The following is a 22,998-nucleotide window of genomic DNA, read 5'->3' as shown; positions in this document are numbered from 1 at the left end:
ACCGAGAAATATACAGTTGAAAAAAGTCAACTCGTCGTAATAATAGGGAGAGTGAATAGTTTGTCATTATTAAGTGAAGAAGCATTACATATGCATAGAGTTCACCAAGGAAAATTGGAAACAGTTTCAAAGGTACCAGTTACAAATGCAAAAGAGTTAAGTTTAGCATACTCGCCGGGTGTAGCAGAACCTTGTAAAGAAATTTATGAAGAAAAAAGCAGAGTCTATGAATACACAATGAAGGGCAACATGGTTGGTGTTGTTTCTGATGGATCTGCTGTTCTTGGACTTGGAAATATTGGTCCAGAAGCTGCACTACCTGTTATGGAAGGTAAGGCTGCATTATTTAAAAGCTTTGCTGGAGTGGACGCGTTTCCAATTTGTTTAAATACACAAGATGTAGAGCAAATTATCCAAACTGTTAAATTGTTAGAGCCAACTTTTGGTGGGATTAATTTAGAAGATATTGCAGCTCCAAACTGCTTTATTATAGAGGAGCGCTTAAAGCGCGAAACAAATATTCCTATTTTCCATGATGATCAACATGGAACAGCTATTGTTACACTTGCTGGTTTAGTTAACGCTTTAAAATTAGTTAACAAAAATATGGCAGATATTAAAGTTGTTTTAAACGGTGCAGGTGCAGCGGGTATTGCAATTTTAAAATTATTATACCGATTTGGTGTACGACAAATTATTATGTGTGATACAAAAGGCGCAATTTACGCAGGACGTCCTACTGGAATGAATAGCGTAAAAGATGAAGTAGCTAAGTATACAAATAAAGATAAAATTCAAGGTAGCCTTAAAGAGGTAATCGAAGGCGCAGACGTTTTTATAGGTGTATCAGTAAAAGGAGCAGTAACAAAAGAAATGGTTCGCTCTATGAATGAAAATCCAATTATTTTTGCGATGGCTAATCCTGATCCAGAAATTATGCCAGAAGATGCAAAAGAAGCTGGTGCATTAGTAATCGGTACTGGTCGTAGTGATTATCCTAACCAAGTTAATAATGTACTTGCATTTCCAGGTATTTTCCGTGGAGCATTAGATGTACGTGCAACACATATTAATGAAGAAATGAAAATTGCTGCTGTTAATGCAATTGCAAGCTTAGTAGATGAAAATGAACTATCACCTGATTTTATAATTCCAGCACCATTTGATCCACGAGTTGCTCCTAAAGTAGCAGCTAGCGTTGCCAAAGCTGCGATGGAAACAGGGGTTGCTAGATTAAATGTTGACCCGAAAGAAATCGAAGAAAAAACAAAAAAACTTGCATTAATTAAATAATTCTTATCACCAGATAATAATATTTTGAGGGGATAGTATTACAATACTCAAATAAAGTAATGTAGTACTATCCTTTTTTATCTGCTATAATACTTAAATGCGATAAAATGTTGAATTTAAAGGAATTTTAATAATTTTGACTATGCTTTTTTTTGCTTTTATTTTGCATAAAACAAGGCTGATAAATCATTAGAATGACGAAATATAGCTGAATATTATCGACAAATGTTAACAAAAAGTGTATAACATTTATAGTATCCTATTAGTATTTAGTACTAAAAAAGTTAGGAGGAATTAGGTTGCAAATCAAAGACTTATTTTCCAAAAAGAAAAAATATGCATCTATACCTTCAGAAGTAATGAGACAAGATTTACCTGACGGTGTTATGACAAAATGTCCTAAATGTAAAAAAATAAGTATTACAAAAGAATTAATAAAAAATGTAAAAGTATGTAATAGTTGTGGTTATCATCATCAAATGACAGCATTCGAAAGAATTGAAAGTTTACTTGATGAAGATACTTTTGAAGAATTTGATAAAGAAATGATTTCTGCGAATCCATTACAGTTTCCAGATTATATAGAAAAGCTTGAGAGTGACCGTAAAAAAACGGAACTGAATGAAGCGATTGTTACTGGAAAAGGGGCAATTGAAGGAATTCCTGTCGTGATTGCAGTAATGGATGCTAGATTTAGAATGGGTAGCATGGGATCTGTTGTAGGAGAGAAAATCACTCGTGCAGTTGAACGTGCTTCAGCGGATGGCTTACCATTCATTATATTTACTGCATCTGGGGGAGCTCGTATGCAGGAAGGTATTTTAAGCTTAATGCAAATGGCAAAAACAAGTGCAGCACTTAAAAAGCATAGTGAACTAGGATTTTTATCAATTTCAATTATGACTAATCCAACTACTGGTGGAGTATCAGCAAGCTTTGCATCTTTAGGTGATTTTAATTTTGCAGAGCCAGGTGCATTAATTGGTTTTGCAGGTAGACGTATTATCGAGCAAACGATACGTGAAGAATTACCAGAAGACTTCCAAACTGCTGAATTCCTTTTAAATCATGGACAGCTTGATGCTGTAATACCACGTACTGAACTACGTTCGAAGTTATTTACAATTCTTAATTTACATCAAGGAGGTGTTCTGCAATAGTGGTAATGTTAGAATTTGAAAAACCGATTCATGAGCTAAAGACGAAAATAAACGAACTAAAAGTTTATACTAGTCAACATGACGTAGATTTTTCTGAGGAAATTAGACGTTTAGAAGAGCGTTTAAAAACGTTAGAAAATGAAATTTACGGTAACATGGGAGTTTGGGATCGCGTACAAGTTGCTAGACATCCTGAGCGACCAACAACTTTAGATTATGTAAATAGATTGTTTACAGATTTCTTTGAGTGTCATGGAGATCGTTTATTTGGTGATGATGCTGCGATCGTATCTGGTATAGCTTCTTATCGTGGTTTACCAGTTACTGTTGTTGGACATCAACGCGGTAAAGACACAAAAGAAAATATTCGACGTAACTTTGGTATGCCACATCCTGAAGGGTACCGAAAAGCACTTAGATTAATGAAGCAAGCTGAGAAATTTAACAGACCTATTATTGCATTTATTGATACAAAAGGTGCTTATCCTGGTAAAGCCGCAGAAGAGCGTGGACAAAGCGAAGCAATTGCACGCAATATTTTTGAAATGGCTGGGTTAAAAGTACCTACTATTTGTATTGTAATTGGTGAAGGCGGAAGTGGTGGAGCACTAGCGTTAGGAATTGGTAACAAATTACTGATGTTAGAAAACTCAACTTACTCTGTTATATCACCAGAAGGTGCAGCAGCATTATTGTGGAAAGACTCTTCACAAGCACGTAGAGCTGCTGAAACAATGAAAATTACAGCTCCAGACTTATTAGAATTAGGGGTAGTTGATCAAATTATTCCCGAAGTAAAAGGTGGAGCACAAAATGATGTTGAACAGCAAGCGAAATATATCGATAAATATTTATATGAGACATTAAAGTCTCTGTTATCTATGGATCAAGAAGAACTAGTTCAACAACGATATGATAAACACGCAAAGTTAGGAAAAATTTCTTTTACAAATAATATTTAGTTTAACTTCTAGAGTGTGTGAAACAATATGTTAGCATGCTCTTTTTTGTATTTTTTTAAGAAATTAGTAAAAAATAACATATATGTGTAAAATAGCGTCACATTTTTTGACAATGTTTCATTTCTTTAAAAAAGTTTATGAAAAAGTTCACATTATTTCTATTGTTTAAAAATGTATTACATGGTAATTTATTTAAATGAATAAATGCATAAGGTAAAATCATTGAGGTGAATACATAATGAAGAGAATTGGCGTATTAACAAGTGGAGGAGATTCTCCGGGAATGAATGCTGCAGTACGTGCAGTAGTCAGAAAAGCGATTTTTCATGGGCTAGAAGTATATGGGGTGTACCAAGGGTATTCAGGTCTTATTAATGGAAATATTGAAAAATTAGAGTTAGGTTCTGTAGGTGATATTATTCACCGCGGTGGTACAAAATTACTTAGTGCTCGTTGTCCGGAATTTAAAACATTAGAAGGACAAATGAAAGGAATCGAACAACTTAAAAAGTTTGGAATAGAAGGATTAGTTGTAATAGGTGGAGATGGTTCATATCAAGGGGCTAAAAAACTAACTGAACATGGCTATCCTTGCGTAGGAGTTCCAGGCACAATTGATAATGATATTCCAGGAACTGACTTTACAATTGGTTTCGATACAGCATTAAATACTGTAATCGATGCGATCGATAAAATTCGCGATACAGCTACATCACATGAGCGTACTTATGTAATCGAAGTGATGGGTCGTAATGCAGGTGATATAGCATTATGGGCAGGTTTAGCAGATGGAGCAGAAACGATTCTAATCCCTGAAGAAAACTATGATATGGACGATATAATAAGTAAGTTAAACCGCGGTAGTGAACGTGGTAAAAAACACAGTATTATCGTAGTAGCAGAAGGCGTTGGAAGTGCAATTGATATAGGTAAAGTGATTGAAGAACGAACAAGTTTTGATACGCGTGTCACAGTATTAGGACATGTTCAACGTGGTGGATCACCAAGTGCTGCTGATAGAGTACTTGCAAGTCGTTTAGGTGCGCGTGCAGTAGAACTTCTTATGGCGGGTAAAGGTGGCCGTTGCGTAGGAATTCAAAATAATAAATTGGTTGACCATGATATTATCGAAGCATTATCAAGAAAACATGAAATTGATCGAGATATGTATCAATTGTCGCAAGAGTTATCAATCTAAACAGTCACGTAAGATTGAGCAATCGATTTCATAAACTTAGCCTTAAGAGATAAAGTTCTTATAAAATTTGGAGGGTAAAAAATGCGTAAAACAAAAATAGTTTGTACGATTGGTCCTGCTAGTGAATCGGTAGAAAAGTTAGTTGAATTAATTAATGCAGGAATGAACGTAGCTCGTTTAAACTTCTCTCATGGCTCTCATGAAGAGCATGCAGCAAGAATTAAAAGTATTCGTGAAGCTTCAAAGGAAACAGGAAGAACAGTAGCGATCCTTTTAGATACTAAAGGTCCGGAAATTCGTACTTTAGATTTTGAAGGTGGTCAAGCTGAATTAAAAACTGGAAATGAAGTAATTATCACAACTGAGCCGGTAATGGGAACAGCAGAGAAATTTGCAGTTTCATATGCAGGGTTAATTGACGATGTACACGTTGGATCTAGAATTTTAATCGATGATGGATTAATTGGATTAGAAGTAATTGGTATTGAAGGCAAAGATATTCGTACGAAAATTTTAAACAGTGGTCTAGTAAAAAATAAAAAAGGCGTAAACGTACCAAATGTACGCGTTAACTTACCGGGTATTACAGAAAAAGACATCAGTGATATCGAGTTTGGTATTGAGCAAGGCGTTGATTTTATTGCTGCATCATTCGTTCGAAAAGCTTCTGACGTATTAGAAATTCGTGAGCTATTAGGAAAACACGGCGCTGATTACATTCAAATTATCCCGAAAATCGAGAACCAAGAAGGAATTGATAATATCGATGAAATTCTTGAAGTATCAGACGGTTTAATGGTTGCACGTGGCGATATGGGTGTAGAAATTCCACCTGAAGAAGTACCAATCGTTCAAAAATTATTAATTAAAAAATGTAATAATTTAGGAAAACCAGTTATTACTGCTACGCAAATGTTAGACTCAATGCAACGTAATCCTCGCCCTACACGTGCGGAAGCTAGTGACGTTGCAAATGCAATTCTTGATGGAACTGATGCAATCATGTTATCAGGTGAAACAGCAGCAGGTTCTTACCCAGTTGAATCAGTTTCAATGATGAACTCAATTGCACTTCGAATTGAAAAAAGCTTACAGTACGAAGAATTATTTAAAAAGCGCCAAAGAGAAAATAAAGGAACAATTACAGATGCAATTGGTCAATCAGTTGCTGCAACAGCACTTAACTTAAAAGTAGCTGCAATTATTGCTCCTACGGAAAGTGGACATACTGCGAAAATGATTTCAAAATATCGTCCAAAAGCTCCGATTTTAGCAATTACTTCTGATATTCGTATTTGCCGTCGTTTAACATTAGTTTGGGGTGTTCAAACGCAATTTAGAGAAAGAGCAAACTCTACAGACGAAATGTTAGAACATGCAATGGATGCTGCGCAAGAAGCGAAATTTGTTTCAAATGGAGATACTGTCATCATTACTGCAGGATTACCAGTTGGTGAAACAGGAATGACAAATATGATGAAAATCCATGTAGTAGGAGACGTTATCGCACAAGGTCAAGGAATTGGTCGAAAAACAGCAGCAGGTAAAGTTGTAATCGCAAAAACAGGTGAAGAAGCTGTTTCTAAAGTTACTTCTGGAAGTATTCTTGTAACGAATAGTACAGATAAAGATATGATGCCTGCTATCGAAAGAGCAGCTGCAATTATTACTGAAGAAGGTGGATTAACTAGCCATGCGGCAGTAGTTGGCGTGAGCTTAGGAATTCCTGTAATTGTTGGAGTTGAAAATGCAACAAATATTTTAGTAAATGGTCAAGCAGTCACTGTAGATGCGTCTAGAGGAATTGTTAGTACAGGACACAAGAGCATATTTTAATATATAATAAAGAGAAGGATGGAAATTCCTTCTCTTTATTTTTTAATCTAATGTAAGAGGTGAACTCTCATGAAAAAACTTGTCGGTTGGCTATTATTGATCCCGATAATTGATTTATTCTTTTTAACAATACTTGGTAGATTTATTGGTTCTTTATCAGTATTTCTATGGTTAATTGGTACGCTACTAATCGGCACTTATATCATGAGAACTGTTTGGGTCACCGTGAAGCAACAAGCCGGGGAACAGCTACGTGCCGGAAAAATGCCAGACTTAATCATGATTGAGGGATTGTCATTTTTTCTAATTGGTCTCTTATTTTTTATTCCAGGACCAATCACGGATCTCATTGCAATCGTCTTATTAATTAAACCAATTCGAATTAAATTAGTTCAACGTATTTTATATTTTGTCATGAAAAAACTTAAAGGAAATGTTGTTTGGACAGGTTATATAAAAAAATAAGCATTAATCCAAAGGTAGGGATTAGAATTCAACTTCTTCCCTATTTTTTTATTTCTCGATAAACGGAGAAAATGAAAGCATTCTAAGAAAAAAGGCCCTTGGAACGAATCGTTCTCAAGGGCTTTTTCTTGGACAGTAAGAAAGTATAATTTGGCAATGTAGAAAACTCGACGTAGTTGACGATTTTAGGGATTAACGATCAGTTCAACTAAGCATTCTTCGCCTAAAGCCTCGCCAATCGGCGATTTTCTTTATTTAGATTTAACAGCACTATTTAATGTGAGCCTTTTATATATGACCAAAGCTCGTGAAAGACTTTTGCTCGATACAAAGTTGATAAAACTACTAGCGTTACAGGACCGATGATTAATCCTAATAATCCAAAAAACTTAAATCCTACAAATAAAGCAATTAAAGTAGGAAGTGGATGTAATCCAATATTTGAAGATAAAATTTTAGGTTCAGCAAGTTGACGTTGTACGATTACAACACCATATAAGATTGCGAGTCCGATTGTTAACTTGTAATCACTAGATAGGAATGTGTAAAGAATCCATGGTACAAAGATTAATCCGGTTCCTAAGTAAGGGAGCAAGTCAATAAACCCAATTAGAATTGCGATTGTAATCGCAAAAGGGATTCTAAGAATTAATAATCCGATTAAGACAAGTACAGTTGTCATAGAAATAAGAGTTAGATGTGCTTTAATAAATCCAAAAAAAGCTTTACGTAAATCAATAAAGATTGTTTTGCTGTAATGTTGAATTCGATCTGGGGTATATTTTGCTAACAAATTTTTTATTTTGTACCAATCTTTACTAATAAAGAATGTTGCTAATAAAGAGACGAAAATTAATGTAGCAGTATTTGGTAGTAACGCTATGACTAATTTTATCCCTACAATAATTCCGTTTAATGCTTCTTTTCCTAAATTTATTGCAGAATCTCCAATCGATTGTATATTCATACGGATTGTTTGTTGTTGTCCAGCGCCAAGCTGACTATATTTACTCATGATTAAATCATATAAAGGGATAATCTTATCTGTAACCATGTTCTCAACGAAGAAAATTAGTCGTTCGAAACTTTCTGGCACAACTTGTATCAAATAAGTTGAACCTGAAATAATTTCAGTAATTAATAATGTAAATAAACCTGCAACAACAGATAATAATAAAATAATTGATAAGAATGCGGCTATACCTCTTGGTATTCTAGCCTTTTCATTTAATAAATTAACGAGTGGATTTAAAAGGTATGCAATAATTAGTGCAATGATGAAAGGATATGTAAGTTTTGAAATAAATAATGCAAGATAAAGACCTAATATGATGCATACAGTTACAAATAAAAAACGAATGATCTGAAAAACTAAAGTTCTATTCAAACCATTACCTCCTTTCAATGAGAAAAGAATCCTCTTAGTCTTATTTTATCAAGAATTATTTTTTTATAATAGTAAAGTTTGATAGTATTTATTAATAAATTATACATTAAGGGGATAAAAATAAATGAATGAATCTACAATATTTCTCTTGGTTTTATTATTAATTGGAATAGTCGCAAAAAATAACTCTTTAATTATTTCAATTATAGTATTGTTAATCCTAAAATATACTTTACTAGGTGATCGTGTATTTCCTTATTTACAATCAAAAGGGATTAATTTAGGAGTAACTATCATAACGATTGCTGTATTAGTTCCCATTGCAACAGGGGAAATCGGCTTTAAAAATTTAATTGATGCACTAAAAACACCTGTTGCATGGATTGCCTTACTTTCTGGAATCGCAGTAGCATTACTAGCAAAAGGAGGCGTGCATTTACTAGCAACAAGCCCACAAATTACAGCTGCTTTAGTACTCGGTACAGTATTATCTGTTGCCCTATTTAAAGGGGTTGCAGTAGGTCCATTAATTGGGGCTGGAATCGCATATCTATTCATTTGGATTGTAGAATTAATTAAGTAATTGAATAATAATTATATTTTAGTAAATTGTTTTCATTCACAAAAGTCAGATTATTGTTTATAATAAATGATAGTAGGGTTCCTTTCTATGTATACTCGGTTTTATTTTAGAATTATACCAGTATATATATGTTTAAAAATACTAGGGAAATTTTTGCGTAAAGGAGAGAGGGGAATATGACAGTTAAAAGTGGTTTAGAAGGTGTTGTAGCAGCTACGACTTCTATAAGTTCTATTATTGATGATACATTAACGTATGTAGGTATCGGTATTGACGAATTAGCAGAATTTGCGAGTTTTGAAGAAGTTGTATATTTATTATGGCATCGTAAATTACCAACTAAGGTTCAGCTTAAAGAGTTTTCTGCTCAATTAGCAGATCATGCTGAACTTCCAGTTGAGGTTATTAATTTCTTAAAAGCAACAGATTTTAAAAATGTACATCCTATGACAGTACTTCGCACATTTATTTCAATGCTTGCATTGTACGACAAAAATGCTGAGGCAATGGATTCAGATTCAAATTATCTTAAAGCAATCCAGCTTCAAGCAAAAGTATCGACATTTGTGGCAGCGTTTTCGCGAATTCGTCAGGGGCTTGAACCAGTCGCTCCTCGTAAAGATTTTTCATTTGCAGCCAACTTCTTATATATGCTGACAGGTGAAGAACCAAATGAAATTGCAGAAGAAGCAATCAATAAAGCATTAGTATTACATGCTGATCATGAATTAAACGCTTCGACTTTTACTGCACGCGTTTGCGTAGCTACATTATCTGATATTTATTCAGGTGTTACAGCTGCTATCGGTGCTTTAAAAGGCCCATTACACGGCGGTGCAAATGAAAGCGTTATGAAAATGTTAGCTGAAATCGGTGAGATTGATAATGTAGAATCTTACATCCAAGAAAAAATGGATCATAAAGCTAAAATCATGGGATTTGGACATCGCGTATACCGTGGTGGAGACCCTCGTGCAAAACATTTAAAAGAAATGTCTCGTCAATTAGGTGCAATTACTGGAGAGTTAAAATGGTATACAATGTCTGAAAAAATCGAAGAGATTGTTACTACTCAAAAGAACATTCCACCAAATGTTGATTTCTACTCTGCGTCTGTTTATCACAGTTTAGGAATTGAACATGATTTATTTACTCCAATCTTTGCTATTAGCCGTATGTCTGGTTGGACTGCTCACATTTTAGAACAATATGAAAATAATCGTATTATTCGTCCACGCGCAGATTATACAGGACCAGAGAAAAACTCTTACATTCCAATTGAAGAGCGTGCATAAAGAAGAGATTGAATACTTAAAATAGTATTTAATATTTGAATAATAATGGTATAGTAAAGAGAGGAAGAGGTATCTTCCTCTCAAAAGCATGTGTTTAACAATTTTTTTAAGGGAGAGAATGTAATGCAAGCTGAAAAAATTACATTAGTAAATGGCGAATTAAACGTGCCAAACAATCCAATTATTCCTTTTATTGAAGGTGATGGGACAGGTCCAGATATTTGGGCAGCAGCATCACGTGTTTTAGATGCAGCAGTTGAAAAAGCATATAACGGTACTCGTAAAATCGAATGGAAAGAAGTTCTTGCTGGTGAAAAAGCATTCAATATTACAGGTGAGTGGTTACCTCAAGAAACTTTAAATGTAATAGAAGAATACATGATCGCGATTAAAGGACCTTTAACTACACCAGTTGGTGGAGGAATTCGTTCTTTAAACGTTGCGTTACGCCAAGAATTAGATTTATTCGTGTGCTTACGCCCAGTACGTTACTTTGATGGAGTGCCTTCACCAGTAAAACGTCCTGAAGATACAGATATGGTAATCTTCCGTGAAAATACTGAAGATATTTATGCTGGTATCGAATATGAAAAAGGATCTGAAGCAGTTCAAAAAGTTTTAGCATTCTTACAAAAAGAAATGGGTGTTAATAAAATTCGTTTCCCAGAAACTTCTGGTATCGGTATTAAACCAATTTCTGAAGAAGGTACTAAACGTCTTGTACGTGCTGCAATTAATTACGCAATCCAAGAAAACCGTAAATCTTTAACTTTAGTTCATAAAGGTAATATCATGAAATTCACTGAAGGTGCATTTAAGAACTGGGGTTATGAAGTTGCTGAGCAAGAGTTCGGTGATAAAGTATTTACTTGGTCAGAATACGATCGCATTGTAGAAACAAGCGGTAAAGATGCTGCTAATAAAGCGATGGATGAAGCTGAAAAAGCTGGTAAAATCCTAGTTAAAGACAGCATTGCTGATATTTTCTTACAACAAATTTTAACTAGACCACGTGAGTTTGATGTAGTAGCTACAATGAACTTAAATGGTGATTACATTTCAGATGCACTTGCAGCTCAAGTTGGTGGAATTGGTATCGCTCCTGGAGCAAACATCAACTATGAAACTGGACATGCAATTTTTGAAGCTACTCACGGTACAGCACCTAAATATGCTGGATTAGATAAAGTAAATCCATCTTCAGTTGTTCTTTCAGGTGTATTAATGCTTGAGCATATGGGATGGAATGAAGCAGCTTCTATGATTCTTAAATCAATGGAAAAAACAATTGCTTCTAAAGTTGTAACATATGACTTCGCTCGTCTAATGGATGGAGCTACTGAAGTAAAATGTTCAGAATTTGCTAACGAATTAATTTCAAATATGGAGTCTGTTCTTGTATAATTAAGCTGTAAACGAAAGGGGAGGAATTTATCATGTCAATTCGTAGACGTAAAATTTCTGTAGTAGGTGCTGGATTTACTGGAGCAACAACAGCTTTCTTGCTTGCACAAAAAGAATTAGGTGATGTTGTAATTGTTGATATTCCACAACTAGAAAACCCTACAAAAGGTAAAGCTTTAGACATGCTTGAAGCAAGTCCAGTACAAGGTTTTGATGCAAATATTATCGGTACTAGTGATTATGCTGATACAGCAAACTCTGATATTGTAGTGATTACAGCAGGGATTGCTCGTAAACCGGGAATGAGTCGTGATGATTTAGTATCAACAAACTCAAACATAATGAAAGCAGTTACTCGTGAAATCGTCAAACACTCTCCTAATTGTACAATCGTTGTTTTAACAAACCCGGTTGATGCAATGACTTATACAGTATACAAAGAATCAGGTTTCCCTAAGCACCGTGTTATCGGACAATCAGGTGTTCTTGACACTGCACGTTTCAGAACTTTCGTAGCACAAGAATTAAATTTATCTGTAAAAGATATTTCTGGCTTTGTTTTAGGTGGACACGGAGATGAAATGGTACCTTTAGTCCGTTTCTCTTATGCTGGTGGAATCCCATTAGAAAAATTAATTCCAAAAGACCGTTTAGACGCAATAGTTGAACGAACTCGTAAGGGTGGCGGTGAAATCGTAAATCTATTAGGAAACGGTAGTGCGTACTATGCACCTGCTGCTTCACTAGTAGAAATGGTTGAAGCAATACTTAAGGATCAACGTCGTGTATTACCTACAATCGCTTATTTAGAAGGTGAATATGGTTATAGCGGCATCTACTTAGGAGTTCCGACAATTATCGGTGGTAACGGGATTGAACAAATCATTGAATTGGATTTAACTGCTGATGAAAAAGCGGCATTAGATCGTTCTGTTGAAGCTGTTAAAAACGTAATGAACGTATTAGCATAATTAAAAAGAAACCAGACGCTTCTCTATAGTGTCTGGTTTTTTTATTCCTTTTTCCCTATCTTGTGATTAATTTTTTTTGCCGATTAAGGAGGAATTTTGGAACTGTTTATCGAATTTTTAAAATATTAAGATAAACAGGGGGTTTAATATGTTAACAAAAAAAGCAAAAATCGGACGAAAACTTGAAGACATTTCAATTGGTGAAAAGTTAATTGTGACAGAACATATCGAAGAAAAACATATTTACTTATACCTGGCATTAACGGGCGATACAAATCCTTTATATACTCAATATAATTATGCTTCTCAAACAAAATATAAAAAACCAATCGTACCTAGTATTATAATAAGTGGTTTAGTTGCAGCAGCAGTTACGAAACATTTACCAGGACCAGGTAGTCATATCGTTAAAAAAGAGATTCAATTTGATCAACATATTCACCATAACGAAACAATATCAATTCATTTCGAAGTAGCTGATATCAATGTGGAGAAAAATGAAGTAAGTATAAATGTAAGCGTTTTAAATAAATCTCAAAAAGTAATTGCTTCTGGAAATCTTATCGTAATTCCACCAAAAGTAAATGAATCGAATGCTTTACTATATGAAAATTTTTAATGTGAAGAATGTCTAATTGACATTCTTTTTTATTGCGATTTTATATGGATGTCTTCAAGACTTCCTCCTCCTTTCCTTGGAAGTGCAATTTAAGGAAAAGATTTTAAACACAATTAATCGTTTTACGTCTGAAAGAATTTCTAGTATGATAAAAAAGTAAAATAGAGATAAATAAAGTTAAATGGATGAGGGTTTAAATTTAACCTGGAGGAATATGTAATGAACAATAAAATTCTTGTAGTAGATGATGAAGAACATATCTTAACTTTAATTAAATTCAACTTAGAACAAGCTGGCTTTCAAGTTGTTACAGCTATTGATGGGGATGAAGCTTTGCAAAAAGCAGTAGATGAAAAGCCGGAATTAATTGTTTTAGACTTAATGTTACCAAAAAAAGATGGTATGGAAGTATGTAAAGAGCTTAGATTACAAAGAAATACAACTCCAATTTTAATGGTAACGGCAAAAGACGATGAATTTGATAAAGTATTAGGACTTGAACTTGGTGCAGATGATTATATGACAAAACCATTTAGTCCAAGAGAAGTCGTAGCAAGAGTTAAAGCAATTTTACGAAGATCTAAAATTACTGAAACTCCAGTACAAACAAGTGAAGATACGACGGATACTTTAATCATCGCAGATTTAAAAATATTACCGGAATATTATGAAGCATATTTCCAAGGGGAAAAACTAGAATTAACACCTAAGGAATTTGAGCTATTATTATATCTAACAAAAAATAAAGGTCGAGTTTTAACTCGAGACCAATTATTAAGTGCAGTATGGAATTATGATTTTGCGGGAGATACGCGAATCGTCGATGTTCATATTAGCCATTTAAGAGAAAAAATAGAACAGGATTCAAAAAAACCTGTTTATATTAAAACAATCCGAGGTTTAGGTTATAAATTAGAGGAACCTAGATTCAATGAGTAAACTGAATCGAAAATTGCTTTACGGATTTTCCGCAATCATTATACTAATTCTTGTATTTTTAGGAATCATCTTAGGGCAAATCTTTAAATCGTTTTATTTGACAAATTATGATCACAGAATAGAGCGAGAAACTAACTTAATTGCGTCTATTATGGAGTCGAATACACCATTAACGAAAAATATTTCAAATCAAACTTTGAAAAAAATTTCAAAGGATTTAGATATAGATATTATTTTAATTGATGATAACTATCATCTTATTGCTAAGTCTACTAATGAAAACGTTGCGTTAAATCTATCATCTCAAAACTTAAAAGAATACTTAGACCGACTTGATAAACTAAATCACGCTGCCAAGTATGAACCAGTTAAATCTGACCCATATCAATCTTCAGAAAAATATTATGGTAAGAAAATAACTGATCACCAAGGTAATAAGCAATTCTTAATTGTCGATTATTCAACCAAGTCGATTAAAGAAGTATATCGTAGTATATGGATACTATTATTTTCTTTATTAGGTTTTGTATTATTAACGATTATTGTTTTACTAATTCGATATTCACATCAGTTTTCTAAACCAATTGAAGATATAACCCAAGTAGCAATCGAATTGTCAAAAGGGAACTATAAAGCAAGAACGCTTACTGAAAGTAATGAGTCAACCTCAATGTTAAGTCAAGCGATGAATGTACTGGCAAAAAATCTACAAGAAATGACTACACAACAAGAAATGCAGCAGGATCGTTTGAATACTTTGATCCATAATATTGGTAGTGGTGTCGTATTAATTAATAGTAGAGGTCATGTTAATTTAATTAATAAAACATATCGAGAAACATTTAAAGTTGATTCAAGAAGTATTATTGGAGAACTTTATTATGATGCATTTAAACATAAAGAAGTCATCGAAATAGTTGAACAAATCTTTTTAAAAGAAATAAAAGTTAGAAAACAAGTCATTTTGCCCTTATCGATTGAGAGAAAACATTTTGAAATTTATGGTGCTCCAATTATTGGAATTAACCACGAATGGAAAGGGATTGTTCTTGTTTTCCATGATATAAGTGAATTAAAGAAACTCGAGCAAGTTCGAAAAGATTTCTTTGCTAATGTTTCTCATGAGCTTAAAACACCGATTACGTCTATAAAAGGTTTTACTGAAACACTTTTAGATGGTGCAATGGAAAATGATGAATTATGTAAAAACTTCTTATCGATTATATTAACGGAAAGTGATCGAATGCAAACACTTATTCAAGATTTATTAGACCTGTCTAAAATGGAACAACAGAATTTTAAGTTAGACCGTTCAGAAGTGTCTGTAAAACAAATCATTGAAGACGTGCAGCAAATGATTAGCCAAAAAGCTGAAGAGAAAAATATCGATTTCAAACTATTTTTAAATAGTCCTTTGGTCATTAATGCTGATGCTATGAGACTAAAACAAGTATTTATAAACCTTGTGGACAATGCGATTCACTATACTCCAGCAGGAGGTAAGGTATTTGTTACGGCGTCTGAAACAGACAACAAAATTGTTGTAAAGGTTAATGATACAGGAGTAGGAATTGGAAAAGAAGAGATTTCTCGTATTTTTGAACGCTTTTACCGAGTAGATAAAGCAAGAAGTAGAAACTCTGGAGGAACTGGTTTAGGACTTGCTATTGTGAAGCATCTCGTAGAAGCTCATAAAGGTAAAGTTGAAGTCGAAAGTAAACTAGGACATGGGACATCATTTATTGTAACTTTAAATAAAAATGTTTAAATGTAAACACTTTACATTCATTTAACACTAGATTTATTATTATTTAATAAAAAGTTGTTATAGTTATGATGAAAACCCCTTCATCCAAGGAGTTGTCTTGAAACCGGAAGTATTTATGCTTCCGGGATTTTTTTGTGGTTTGAACTTGAATAGAAATAATTAGCTTTGTTTTAATTTACCATTTAGGTGTCCATACTAGAGGATACCTTTTTTTTGTGCGTTAAAAAATTGGCTTTGTTAATGTTAATTGTTGATTTTTTACAAAACACATATTTGAAAAAGATGTTATGCAATTTAAAGACATTGATTGGAGTGGAAGGTGGGAGAACTAAATAGCAGGAAGAGCAGGCAAGGCAGGTAAAGAAGGGGAAAACAGATTGATATGAAAAATGAATAGAATTCTCTAAAGTCATTTAATCTCTTTTCCTTTCACTTTGATCCTGCCTTTCCTTGTTCCTGCTCTTTAGAGCATCCTGTAACGGAAATCGTCAACATTCTTTTTTTACAGAGCCAAAATATTAAAAATTGACAGCTAAGAACCATTTTTGTGACTTAAGGATAAAAGTTATCGTTAACAATGAGCGAGTTAGTCATATTACTTTTAAAATTATTGGGGAAATTATGAGTATCATAATTAAAGTGGAGGGAGCTTGTCGATGTACGAATACGAATTTGTAAAAGTAAACACGAAATCCTCAAATCGTCATTACTACGACGTGGTAGGGAATTATGCTAAAAGTGGTTGGCGGCTTCACCAGGTTTTAAATAATCAACAAGCATTAGAAGGTTCCTGCGTAGAACTAATATTTGAGCGAGAAATACACGACTTCGATTAATTTTTAGAGGTAGTCTTTCGATTCATTCTTAAAAGTCATAAATTATTCAGCTTTCAATTTTAGTGGATAAATACTTTTAATAGTTGAATCAAAAGGCGACCTCTTTTTCTTTTATGATTAGTTCATGGTAAAATGTTAGGAGCAGGAAGAGCAGGAGATAACAGGTAGAGATTAAGATTGGGAAATTCTATAAATTATACATAAAAAAGTTAAATAATAAGATTTGTAATTAGAAAGGGGATCTATTTTGAAGAAGAAATTGATTTTAATTGATGGGAATAGTATTGCCTATAGGGCTTTTTTTGCATTACCACTTTTAAGTAATGATAAAGGTGTTCATACGAATGCAATTTATGGATTTACTATGATGTTGATGAAAATTTTAGAAGAAGAAAAGCCGAGTCATCTACTTGTTGCGTTTGATGCAGGCAAAACTACATTTAGACATAGTACATTTAAGGAATATAAAGGTGGAAGGCAGAAGACTCCGCCGGAATTAAGTGAGCAATTTCCTCTAGTTCGTCAGTTATTAGACACGTATGGTATTTCGCGTTATGAATTAGAAAATTACGAAGCGGATGATATTATTGGAACGCTTGCAGGACAAGCGTCTAAAGAAGATTTTGAAGTAAAGGTGATTTCAGGAGATCGAGATTTATTACAGTTAGTTGATGATCGTATAACGGTTAGTATGACGAAAAAGGGTATTACTGAAGTGGAAGAGTTTACTCCAACAGCAATATTTGAAAAGTACGAAATTACGCCTGAACAAATTATTGACATGAAGGGATTAATGGGTGATAAGTCAGATAATATCCCTGGTGTTCCTGGAATTGGTGAAAAGACTGCTATTAAGCTTTTAAAACAGTTTGAAACTGTAGAGGGGCTTTATGAACATTTAGACGAAGTAAGCGGTGCAAAGCTTCTTCAAAATTTAAGTGAAAATAAAGAACAGGCATTAATGAGCAAGCAATTGGCTACAATCAATACAAATTCACCTATTGAATTAACCGTAAATGACACAATTCTTCCTGAAGCGGACATGAAAAAGATAGCGGAATTTTATAAATCACTTGGATTTACTTCATTGTTAGCAAAATTGGATGTAGCAGAATTAACTGAAGAACTTGAAGAAATTAGCTATGAAATAATTGACTCAATTGAGGAAAAACATTTAGTTGATCAATCAAGCTTAATCATTGAAATGATTGGTGAAAATTATCATACAGAAGCTATTCAAGGATTTGGACTTTCAAATGAAAATGGTCATTTCTTTATTCCAACAACTATTGGATTAGAATCAGATTTATTTAAAAATTGGCTTGAGAATGAGCGTGCAACTAAGAATGTTTATGATGCAAAAGGTGCATACGTTGCTTTGAAATGGAAAGGGATTAGTTTACGAGGGGTGAATTTTGATCCTTTACTTGCTTCCTATATTTATGACCCTGCACAATCTAATAAAGAGTTTGCAGATTTAGTAAATGGTAAAATTGATTTTTCCATTCAAACAGCAGAGTCAATTTACGGGAAAGGTGCAAAGCAAACTCAGCCATCTACCGAAGTACTTGCAGAATATATAGTTCGTAAAGCAATTGCAATTAGCAAATTAAAAGATATTCTTGAAGAATCATTACGAAAAAATAGTCAGTATGAACTTTTAACAGAGCTAGAATTACCTTTAACATTCATTTTAGGTGATATGGAATTTGAAGGGGTTACTGTTCGTGAAGAGACTCTTCGTAAAATGGGTTCTGAACTTGCAAATACTTTAAAAGATCTTGAAGAGAAAATTTATGATTTGGCAGGCGAGAAATTTAATATTAACTCACCAAAGCAATTAGGTGTAATATTGTTTGAAAAATTGAATTTACCTTCTGGTAAAAAAACAAAAACAGGTTATTCAACTTCTGCTGATGTCCTTGAAAGGCTAGAATCAGAACATGAAATTATCCGTTTGATTTTACATTACCGTCAAGTTGGAAAATTAAATTCAACTTATGTAGAAGGTTTATTAAAAGTTATCAATGAATCAGATTCAAAGGTACATACTCGTTTCAATCAAGTATTAGCGCAAACAGGTCGATTAAGCTCAATTGATCCAAACCTTCAAAACATTCCTATTCGTTTGGAGGAAGGAAGAAAAATTAGAAAGGCATTTGTTGCTTCGAAAAAGGATTGGGTAATCTTCGCTGCAGACTATTCTCAAATTGAATTAAGGGTATTAGCTCATATAGCTCAAGACGATAATTTAATGGATGCGTTTAAAAATGATTTTGACGTTCATACAAAAACTGCTATGGATGTTTTCCATGTAAGTGCAGAAGAAGTTACAAGTAATATGCGAAGACAAGCAAAAGCTGTAAATTTTGGAATTGTTTATGGTATAAGTGATTACGGTTTATCACAAAGCTTAGGGATCACAAGAAAAGAAGCAGCGAATTTTATTGAAAAATACTTTGCTAGTTTCCCAAAAGTAAAAGATTATATGACTGATATCGTACAAAAAGCCAAAATAGATGGGTTTGTTAGTACGATCTTAAATAGACGTCGATACATTCCTGAGATTACTAGCTCTAACTTTAATATTCGAGGATTTGCTGAAAGAACAGCGATGAATACGCCAATCCAAGGGAGTGCAGCGGATATTATTAAAAAAGCAATGATTTTATTGGATGAACGTCTAAAAGCAGAAAAGCTACAAGCAAAATTAATTTTACAAGTACACGATGAATTAATATTAGAAGCTCCACAAGAAGAATTAGCGATATTAGAAAAATTAGTTCCAGAAGTAATGGAACATGCAGTTGAGTTATTAGTACCTTTAAAAGTGGATTATAATTCTGGAGAATCTTGGTTTGAAGCAAAATAAATAGATAGGATGACTTAGTATGCCTGAATTACCTGAAGTTGAAACGGTTAGACGAACATTATTGGATTTAGTAGTAGGGAAAAAAATCTCAAGTGTTATCGTTTCATGGGGGAAAATAATTAAGAAACCAAGTGAAATAGAAGAATTTCAACTATTACTTATAGGCCAAACAGTTGAAGACATCAATCGCCGTGGGAAATTCTTGCTTTTTCATTTAAGTGACTTTACGCTCGTTTCGCATTTAAGAATGGAAGGGAAGTTTCGTGTGTTCCCAACTGAAGAACCTGTCGCTCCTCATACACATGTACGGTTTTTATTTGAAGATGGGACAGAACTTCGTTATCAAGATGTTCGTAAATTTGGGACTATGCACTTATTTAATAAAGGTGAAGAAAATGAAGGACCTCCTCTTGCAAAATTAGGTCCGGAGCCTTTCTCTGATGAATTTACACATGAATATTTAAGGAAAAAACTTAAAAATACAAGTCGGAAAATAAAAGTTGTCTTATTAGATCAAGAATTAGTAGTTGGTTTAGGGAATATTTATGTAGATGAAGTTTTATTTAGGGCGAAAATTCATCCAGAAACTCCTGCTTCATCGTTGAAACCAAAACAAATAAAACTCCTTGCTGAGACAATTACGTCTACTTTACAAGAAGCTGTAGAATTAGGCGGAAGCACTATTCGTTCTTATGTCAATTCTCAAGGGAAAATAGGAACTTTTCAAGATATTATTAAAGTGTATGGTCGCAAGGGGTTAGAATGCCAGAATTGTGGTCAACCAATTGAAAAAATAACAGTTGGTGGAAGAGGAACATCGTACTGTCCAATATGTCAGCCTAAAAAAAATTAACATACGGTTCCTTTCTTTCATACTATAACATGAGTACGAAAGAGAGGAGCCTATTTTTATGGTAAATATGCTATCATTATTACTACTAGCGTGCGCATTAAGCTTAGATAGCTGTAGTGTTGGATTTACTTATGGACTTCGAAAAGTTAGAATTCCTTTAAAATCAATTATTACAATTGCATCTTGTTCAGGAATTATATTAATGACATCTATGGGGATTGGGCATGCAATTACAGCCTTTTTTTCTCCAATAATAGCAAAAAGAATCGGTGGATTTGTACTTGTTTGTATTGGGTTATGGGTACTTTTTCAATTCTATCGTTCAAATAAAGCATCAAATTCAGTAACAGAAGAAAAGAATGAAATCGAAGAGAAAATGATTGACTGGGAATTTGAAATTTTAGGAGTTGTTGTAAAAATTCTAAGAAAGCCAACAACTGCGGACGTAGATCGTTCAGGTAGTATTAATGGTTTGGAAGCATTGTTACTTGGCTTTGCACTATCACTTGATGCCTTTGGAGCGGGGATAGGAGCATCATTACTTGGATTTTCACCATTATTGACTGCATTAGTAACATCAACTGCAAGTGCTTTATTCTTATTATTTGGAATGAAGTTAGGGAATGTTTTATCGAAAACAGTTTGGCTACAAAAATTAACTTTTTTACCGGGTGTATTTTTAATTTTAATTGGATTAATGAAAATGTAATAATAATTATAAAAGATAGAGTGTATCCGAATGGATTTAATTCCGTTTGGACCTCTTTATTTTTGTGAGGAGTAATAACTATGGGCAAAATTTTTGGACTAACAGGTAGTATCGCAAGTGGAAAGAGTACAGTATCGAATTTTTTGAAGGAATTACATATACCAATCGTTGATGCGGACGTTATTGCAAAAGAAGTAGTTGAAATTGGACAAACTGCTTATAAAATGATTGTTGAAGCTTTCGGAAGTGAAATTTTATTAGATTCTGGAGAAATTAACAGACCACTTCTTGGAAGTATTATTTTTAACGATAAAGAAAAGCGCTTACAATTAAATTCAATCGTACATCCAGAAGTAAGACGAGTGATGAAAGAACAAGCTGATACCTATTTAAAAAAAGGCGAACCACTCGTTATTTTAGATATTCCTCTTTTATATGAAGGTGACTCGATTGAATTAGTTGAAAAAGTCATCGTAGTCACAGTTTCAGAAGAAACTCAGCTAGAACGTCTAATGAATCGAAATGGATTATCTAAAGAAGATGCGTTATTACGAATAGCTTCTCAAATACCAGTAAAAGAAAAAGCGGCAAGAGCAGACTATGTTATTGATAACAATGGAAGCCTTGAGGATACAAAAATACAAGTTATTAACCTAATAAATAAAATAATTTCATAAATAATGTAAATAGTTTAACCAAAAATCAACTTATGTGTTATACTAATTGAGGGGAGTTAATAAAACAGTATAACTTAATTGGGGGTTTACTTATGGTAAATGTAGCAATAAATGGATTTGGTCGAATCGGACGCATGGTTTTCCGTCAAGCAATTAAAAATGGTGATTATAATATCGTTGCGATTAATGCAAGCTATCCTTCTGAAACTCTAGCACACTTAATTAAATATGATACGGTTCATGGTAAGTTTGATGGTGAAGTGATTGCAAATGCAGATCATTTAATTGTAGATGGTAAACGTGTTGAATTAATCAGTGAGAGAAATCCTGAGTTACTTCCATGGAATGAACTAAATGTTGATATCGTTATTGAAGCAACTGGTAAATTTAATGATGCTGAAAAAGCAAAAGCGCACATTACTGCTGGAGCACAAAAAGTAATTTTAACAGCACCAGGTAAAAACGAAGATATTACAGTAGTAATCGGAGTAAATGATGATAAATTAGATTTAGAAAACCATCATATTATTTCAAATGCATCATGTACTACAAACTGTCTAGCACCAGTTGTAAAAGTTTTAGATGAGCAATTTGGTATTGTTAATGGATTAATGACAACAGTACATTCATTTACGAATGATCAAAAAAATATCGACAATCCACATAAAGATTTACGTCGTGCACGTGCTTGTAGTCAATCAATTATTCCAACAACTACAGGTGCTGCAAAAGCACTTTCAAAAGTACTTCCACATTTAAATGGTAAGTTACATGGTATGGCATTACGTGTTCCTACACCAAACGTATCACTTGTTGACTTAGTTGTTGACTTAAAACGTGAAGTAACTGTTGAAGAAATTAATGAAGTATTTGAAACAGCATCAAAAGGTTCAATGAACGGTATTATCGAATACTGTAACGAGCCACTAGTTTCAATTGACTTTAACACAAATACACACTCTGCAATTATTGATTCTTTATCTACTATGGTAATTGACGGTACAAAAGTTAAAGTTTTAGCTTGGTATGATAACGAGTGGGGTTACTCAAGACGTGTTGTTGACTTAGTTTCAATCGTGGCTTCTAAAATAAAAAAGCTTGAAACAGTCTGAAAATAGAAAGATCGTATTTATTTAAATTTGAAAACGAATACAGAAGGCTAACTGGACAC

20 protein-coding genes are annotated in these 22,998 nt (G+C 33.5%); 19 read left to right on the top strand and 1 reads right to left on the bottom strand.

Annotated features, from left to right (window positions below):
- Positions 1-60 precede the first annotated feature (60 nt).
- The 6 genes from B7R67_RS06230 (at position 61) to B7R67_RS06205 (ending at position 6,914) form a co-directional block, all read left to right on the top strand.
- On the top strand, positions 61-1,293 hold the full coding sequence (locus B7R67_RS06230; RefSeq protein WP_088068585.1) for an NAD(P)-dependent malic enzyme: 1,233 nt from the start codon (positions 61-63) through the stop codon (positions 1,291-1,293).
- A gap of 359 nt (positions 1,294-1,652) precedes the next feature.
- Positions 1,653-2,453, top strand: coding sequence for an acetyl-CoA carboxylase, carboxyltransferase subunit beta (accD, locus tag B7R67_RS06225; RefSeq protein ID WP_088068763.1), 801 nt, complete (start codon positions 1,653-1,655; stop codon positions 2,451-2,453).
- A complete protein-coding gene (accA, locus tag B7R67_RS06220) occupies positions 2,453-3,415 on the top strand; it encodes an acetyl-CoA carboxylase carboxyl transferase subunit alpha (protein ID WP_407920380.1) in 963 nt (320 codons plus the stop codon). Before accD ends, accA begins: the two co-directional genes overlap by 1 nt.
- Before the next feature lie 238 nt (positions 3,416-3,653).
- A complete protein-coding gene (pfkA, locus tag B7R67_RS06215; RefSeq protein ID WP_088068581.1) occupies positions 3,654-4,613 on the top strand; it encodes a 6-phosphofructokinase in 960 nt (319 codons plus the stop codon).
- Between the two features lie 81 nt (positions 4,614-4,694).
- Positions 4,695-6,449: a pyruvate kinase gene (pyk, locus tag B7R67_RS06210; protein WP_088068579.1), complete on the top strand. Its 1,755-nt coding sequence runs from the start codon at positions 4,695-4,697 to the stop codon at positions 6,447-6,449.
- A 69-nt stretch (positions 6,450-6,518) separates the two neighbouring features.
- On the top strand, positions 6,519-6,914 hold the full coding sequence (locus B7R67_RS06205) for an FxsA family protein (protein ID WP_088068577.1): 396 nt from the start codon (positions 6,519-6,521) through the stop codon (positions 6,912-6,914).
- 274 nt (positions 6,915-7,188) lie between these two features.
- Here B7R67_RS06205 and ytvI read toward each other — a convergent pair whose 3' ends face one another.
- Positions 7,189-8,301, bottom strand: coding sequence for a sporulation integral membrane protein YtvI (gene ytvI, locus B7R67_RS06200; protein WP_088068575.1), 1,113 nt, complete (start codon positions 8,299-8,301; stop codon positions 7,189-7,191).
- Between the two features lie 124 nt (positions 8,302-8,425).
- Between ytvI and B7R67_RS06195 the strand changes: the two genes are divergently transcribed.
- The 13 genes from B7R67_RS06195 to B7R67_RS06135 all read left to right on the top strand — a co-directional run bounded on the left by B7R67_RS06195 (position 8,426) and on the right by B7R67_RS06135 (position 22,939).
- The gene (locus tag B7R67_RS06195) at positions 8,426-8,884 is read left to right on the top strand and encodes a DUF441 domain-containing protein (RefSeq protein WP_088068573.1); all 459 of its coding nucleotides are present in this window, start codon (positions 8,426-8,428) and stop codon (positions 8,882-8,884) included.
- A gap of 176 nt (positions 8,885-9,060) precedes the next feature.
- Positions 9,061-10,179, top strand: coding sequence for a citrate synthase (gene citZ, locus B7R67_RS06190; protein ID WP_088068571.1), 1,119 nt, complete (start codon positions 9,061-9,063; stop codon positions 10,177-10,179).
- Between the two features lie 123 nt (positions 10,180-10,302).
- A complete protein-coding gene (gene icd, locus B7R67_RS06185) occupies positions 10,303-11,583 on the top strand; it encodes an NADP-dependent isocitrate dehydrogenase (RefSeq protein WP_088068569.1) in 1,281 nt (426 codons plus the stop codon).
- 32 nt (positions 11,584-11,615) lie between these two features.
- Entirely contained in the window at positions 11,616-12,554 is a 939-nt protein-coding gene (gene mdh, locus B7R67_RS06180) for a malate dehydrogenase (RefSeq protein WP_088068567.1), read from the top strand.
- Positions 12,555-12,702: 148 nt separating this feature from the next.
- Complete coding sequence (locus B7R67_RS06175) at positions 12,703-13,173, top strand: MaoC/PaaZ C-terminal domain-containing protein (RefSeq protein ID WP_088068566.1); 471 nt, start codon at positions 12,703-12,705, stop codon at positions 13,171-13,173.
- Between the two features lie 219 nt (positions 13,174-13,392).
- Entirely contained in the window at positions 13,393-14,112 is a 720-nt protein-coding gene (locus B7R67_RS06170) for a response regulator transcription factor (protein WP_088068564.1), read from the top strand.
- Positions 14,105-15,880, top strand: coding sequence for a two-component system histidine kinase PnpS (pnpS, locus tag B7R67_RS06165; protein WP_088068562.1), 1,776 nt, complete (start codon positions 14,105-14,107; stop codon positions 15,878-15,880). Before B7R67_RS06170 ends, pnpS begins: the two co-directional genes overlap by 8 nt.
- Positions 15,881-16,536: 656 nt before the next feature.
- A complete protein-coding gene (locus B7R67_RS22830; RefSeq protein WP_088068561.1) occupies positions 16,537-16,716 on the top strand; it encodes a DUF4177 domain-containing protein in 180 nt (59 codons plus the stop codon).
- Positions 16,717-16,963: 247 nt separating this feature from the next.
- Positions 16,964-19,588, top strand: a complete 2,625-nt coding sequence (gene polA / locus B7R67_RS06155) for a DNA polymerase I (RefSeq protein ID WP_088068559.1) — start codon at positions 16,964-16,966, stop codon at positions 19,586-19,588.
- 19 nt (positions 19,589-19,607) lie between these two features.
- The gene (mutM, locus tag B7R67_RS06150) at positions 19,608-20,441 is read left to right on the top strand and encodes a DNA-formamidopyrimidine glycosylase (protein ID WP_088068557.1); all 834 of its coding nucleotides are present in this window, start codon (positions 19,608-19,610) and stop codon (positions 20,439-20,441) included.
- Positions 20,442-20,499: 58 nt separating this feature from the next.
- Positions 20,500-21,150, top strand: a complete 651-nt coding sequence (ytaF, locus tag B7R67_RS06145) for a sporulation membrane protein YtaF (protein ID WP_088068555.1) — start codon at positions 20,500-20,502, stop codon at positions 21,148-21,150.
- A gap of 80 nt (positions 21,151-21,230) precedes the next feature.
- Positions 21,231-21,827: a dephospho-CoA kinase gene (gene coaE / locus B7R67_RS06140; protein ID WP_088068553.1), complete on the top strand. Its 597-nt coding sequence runs from the start codon at positions 21,231-21,233 to the stop codon at positions 21,825-21,827.
- Between the two features lie 92 nt (positions 21,828-21,919).
- On the top strand, positions 21,920-22,939 hold the full coding sequence (locus B7R67_RS06135; RefSeq protein ID WP_088068551.1) for a glyceraldehyde-3-phosphate dehydrogenase: 1,020 nt from the start codon (positions 21,920-21,922) through the stop codon (positions 22,937-22,939).
- Positions 22,940-22,998: the final 59 nt, after the last annotated feature.

Source organism: Gottfriedia luciferensis (assembly GCF_002156865.1).
Classification (GTDB): Bacteria; Bacillota; Bacilli; order Bacillales; family Bacillaceae_G; genus Gottfriedia; species Gottfriedia luciferensis.
Note: the sequence above shows the minus strand (reverse complement) of the source record. Positions and strands in the feature narration are given on the sequence as shown.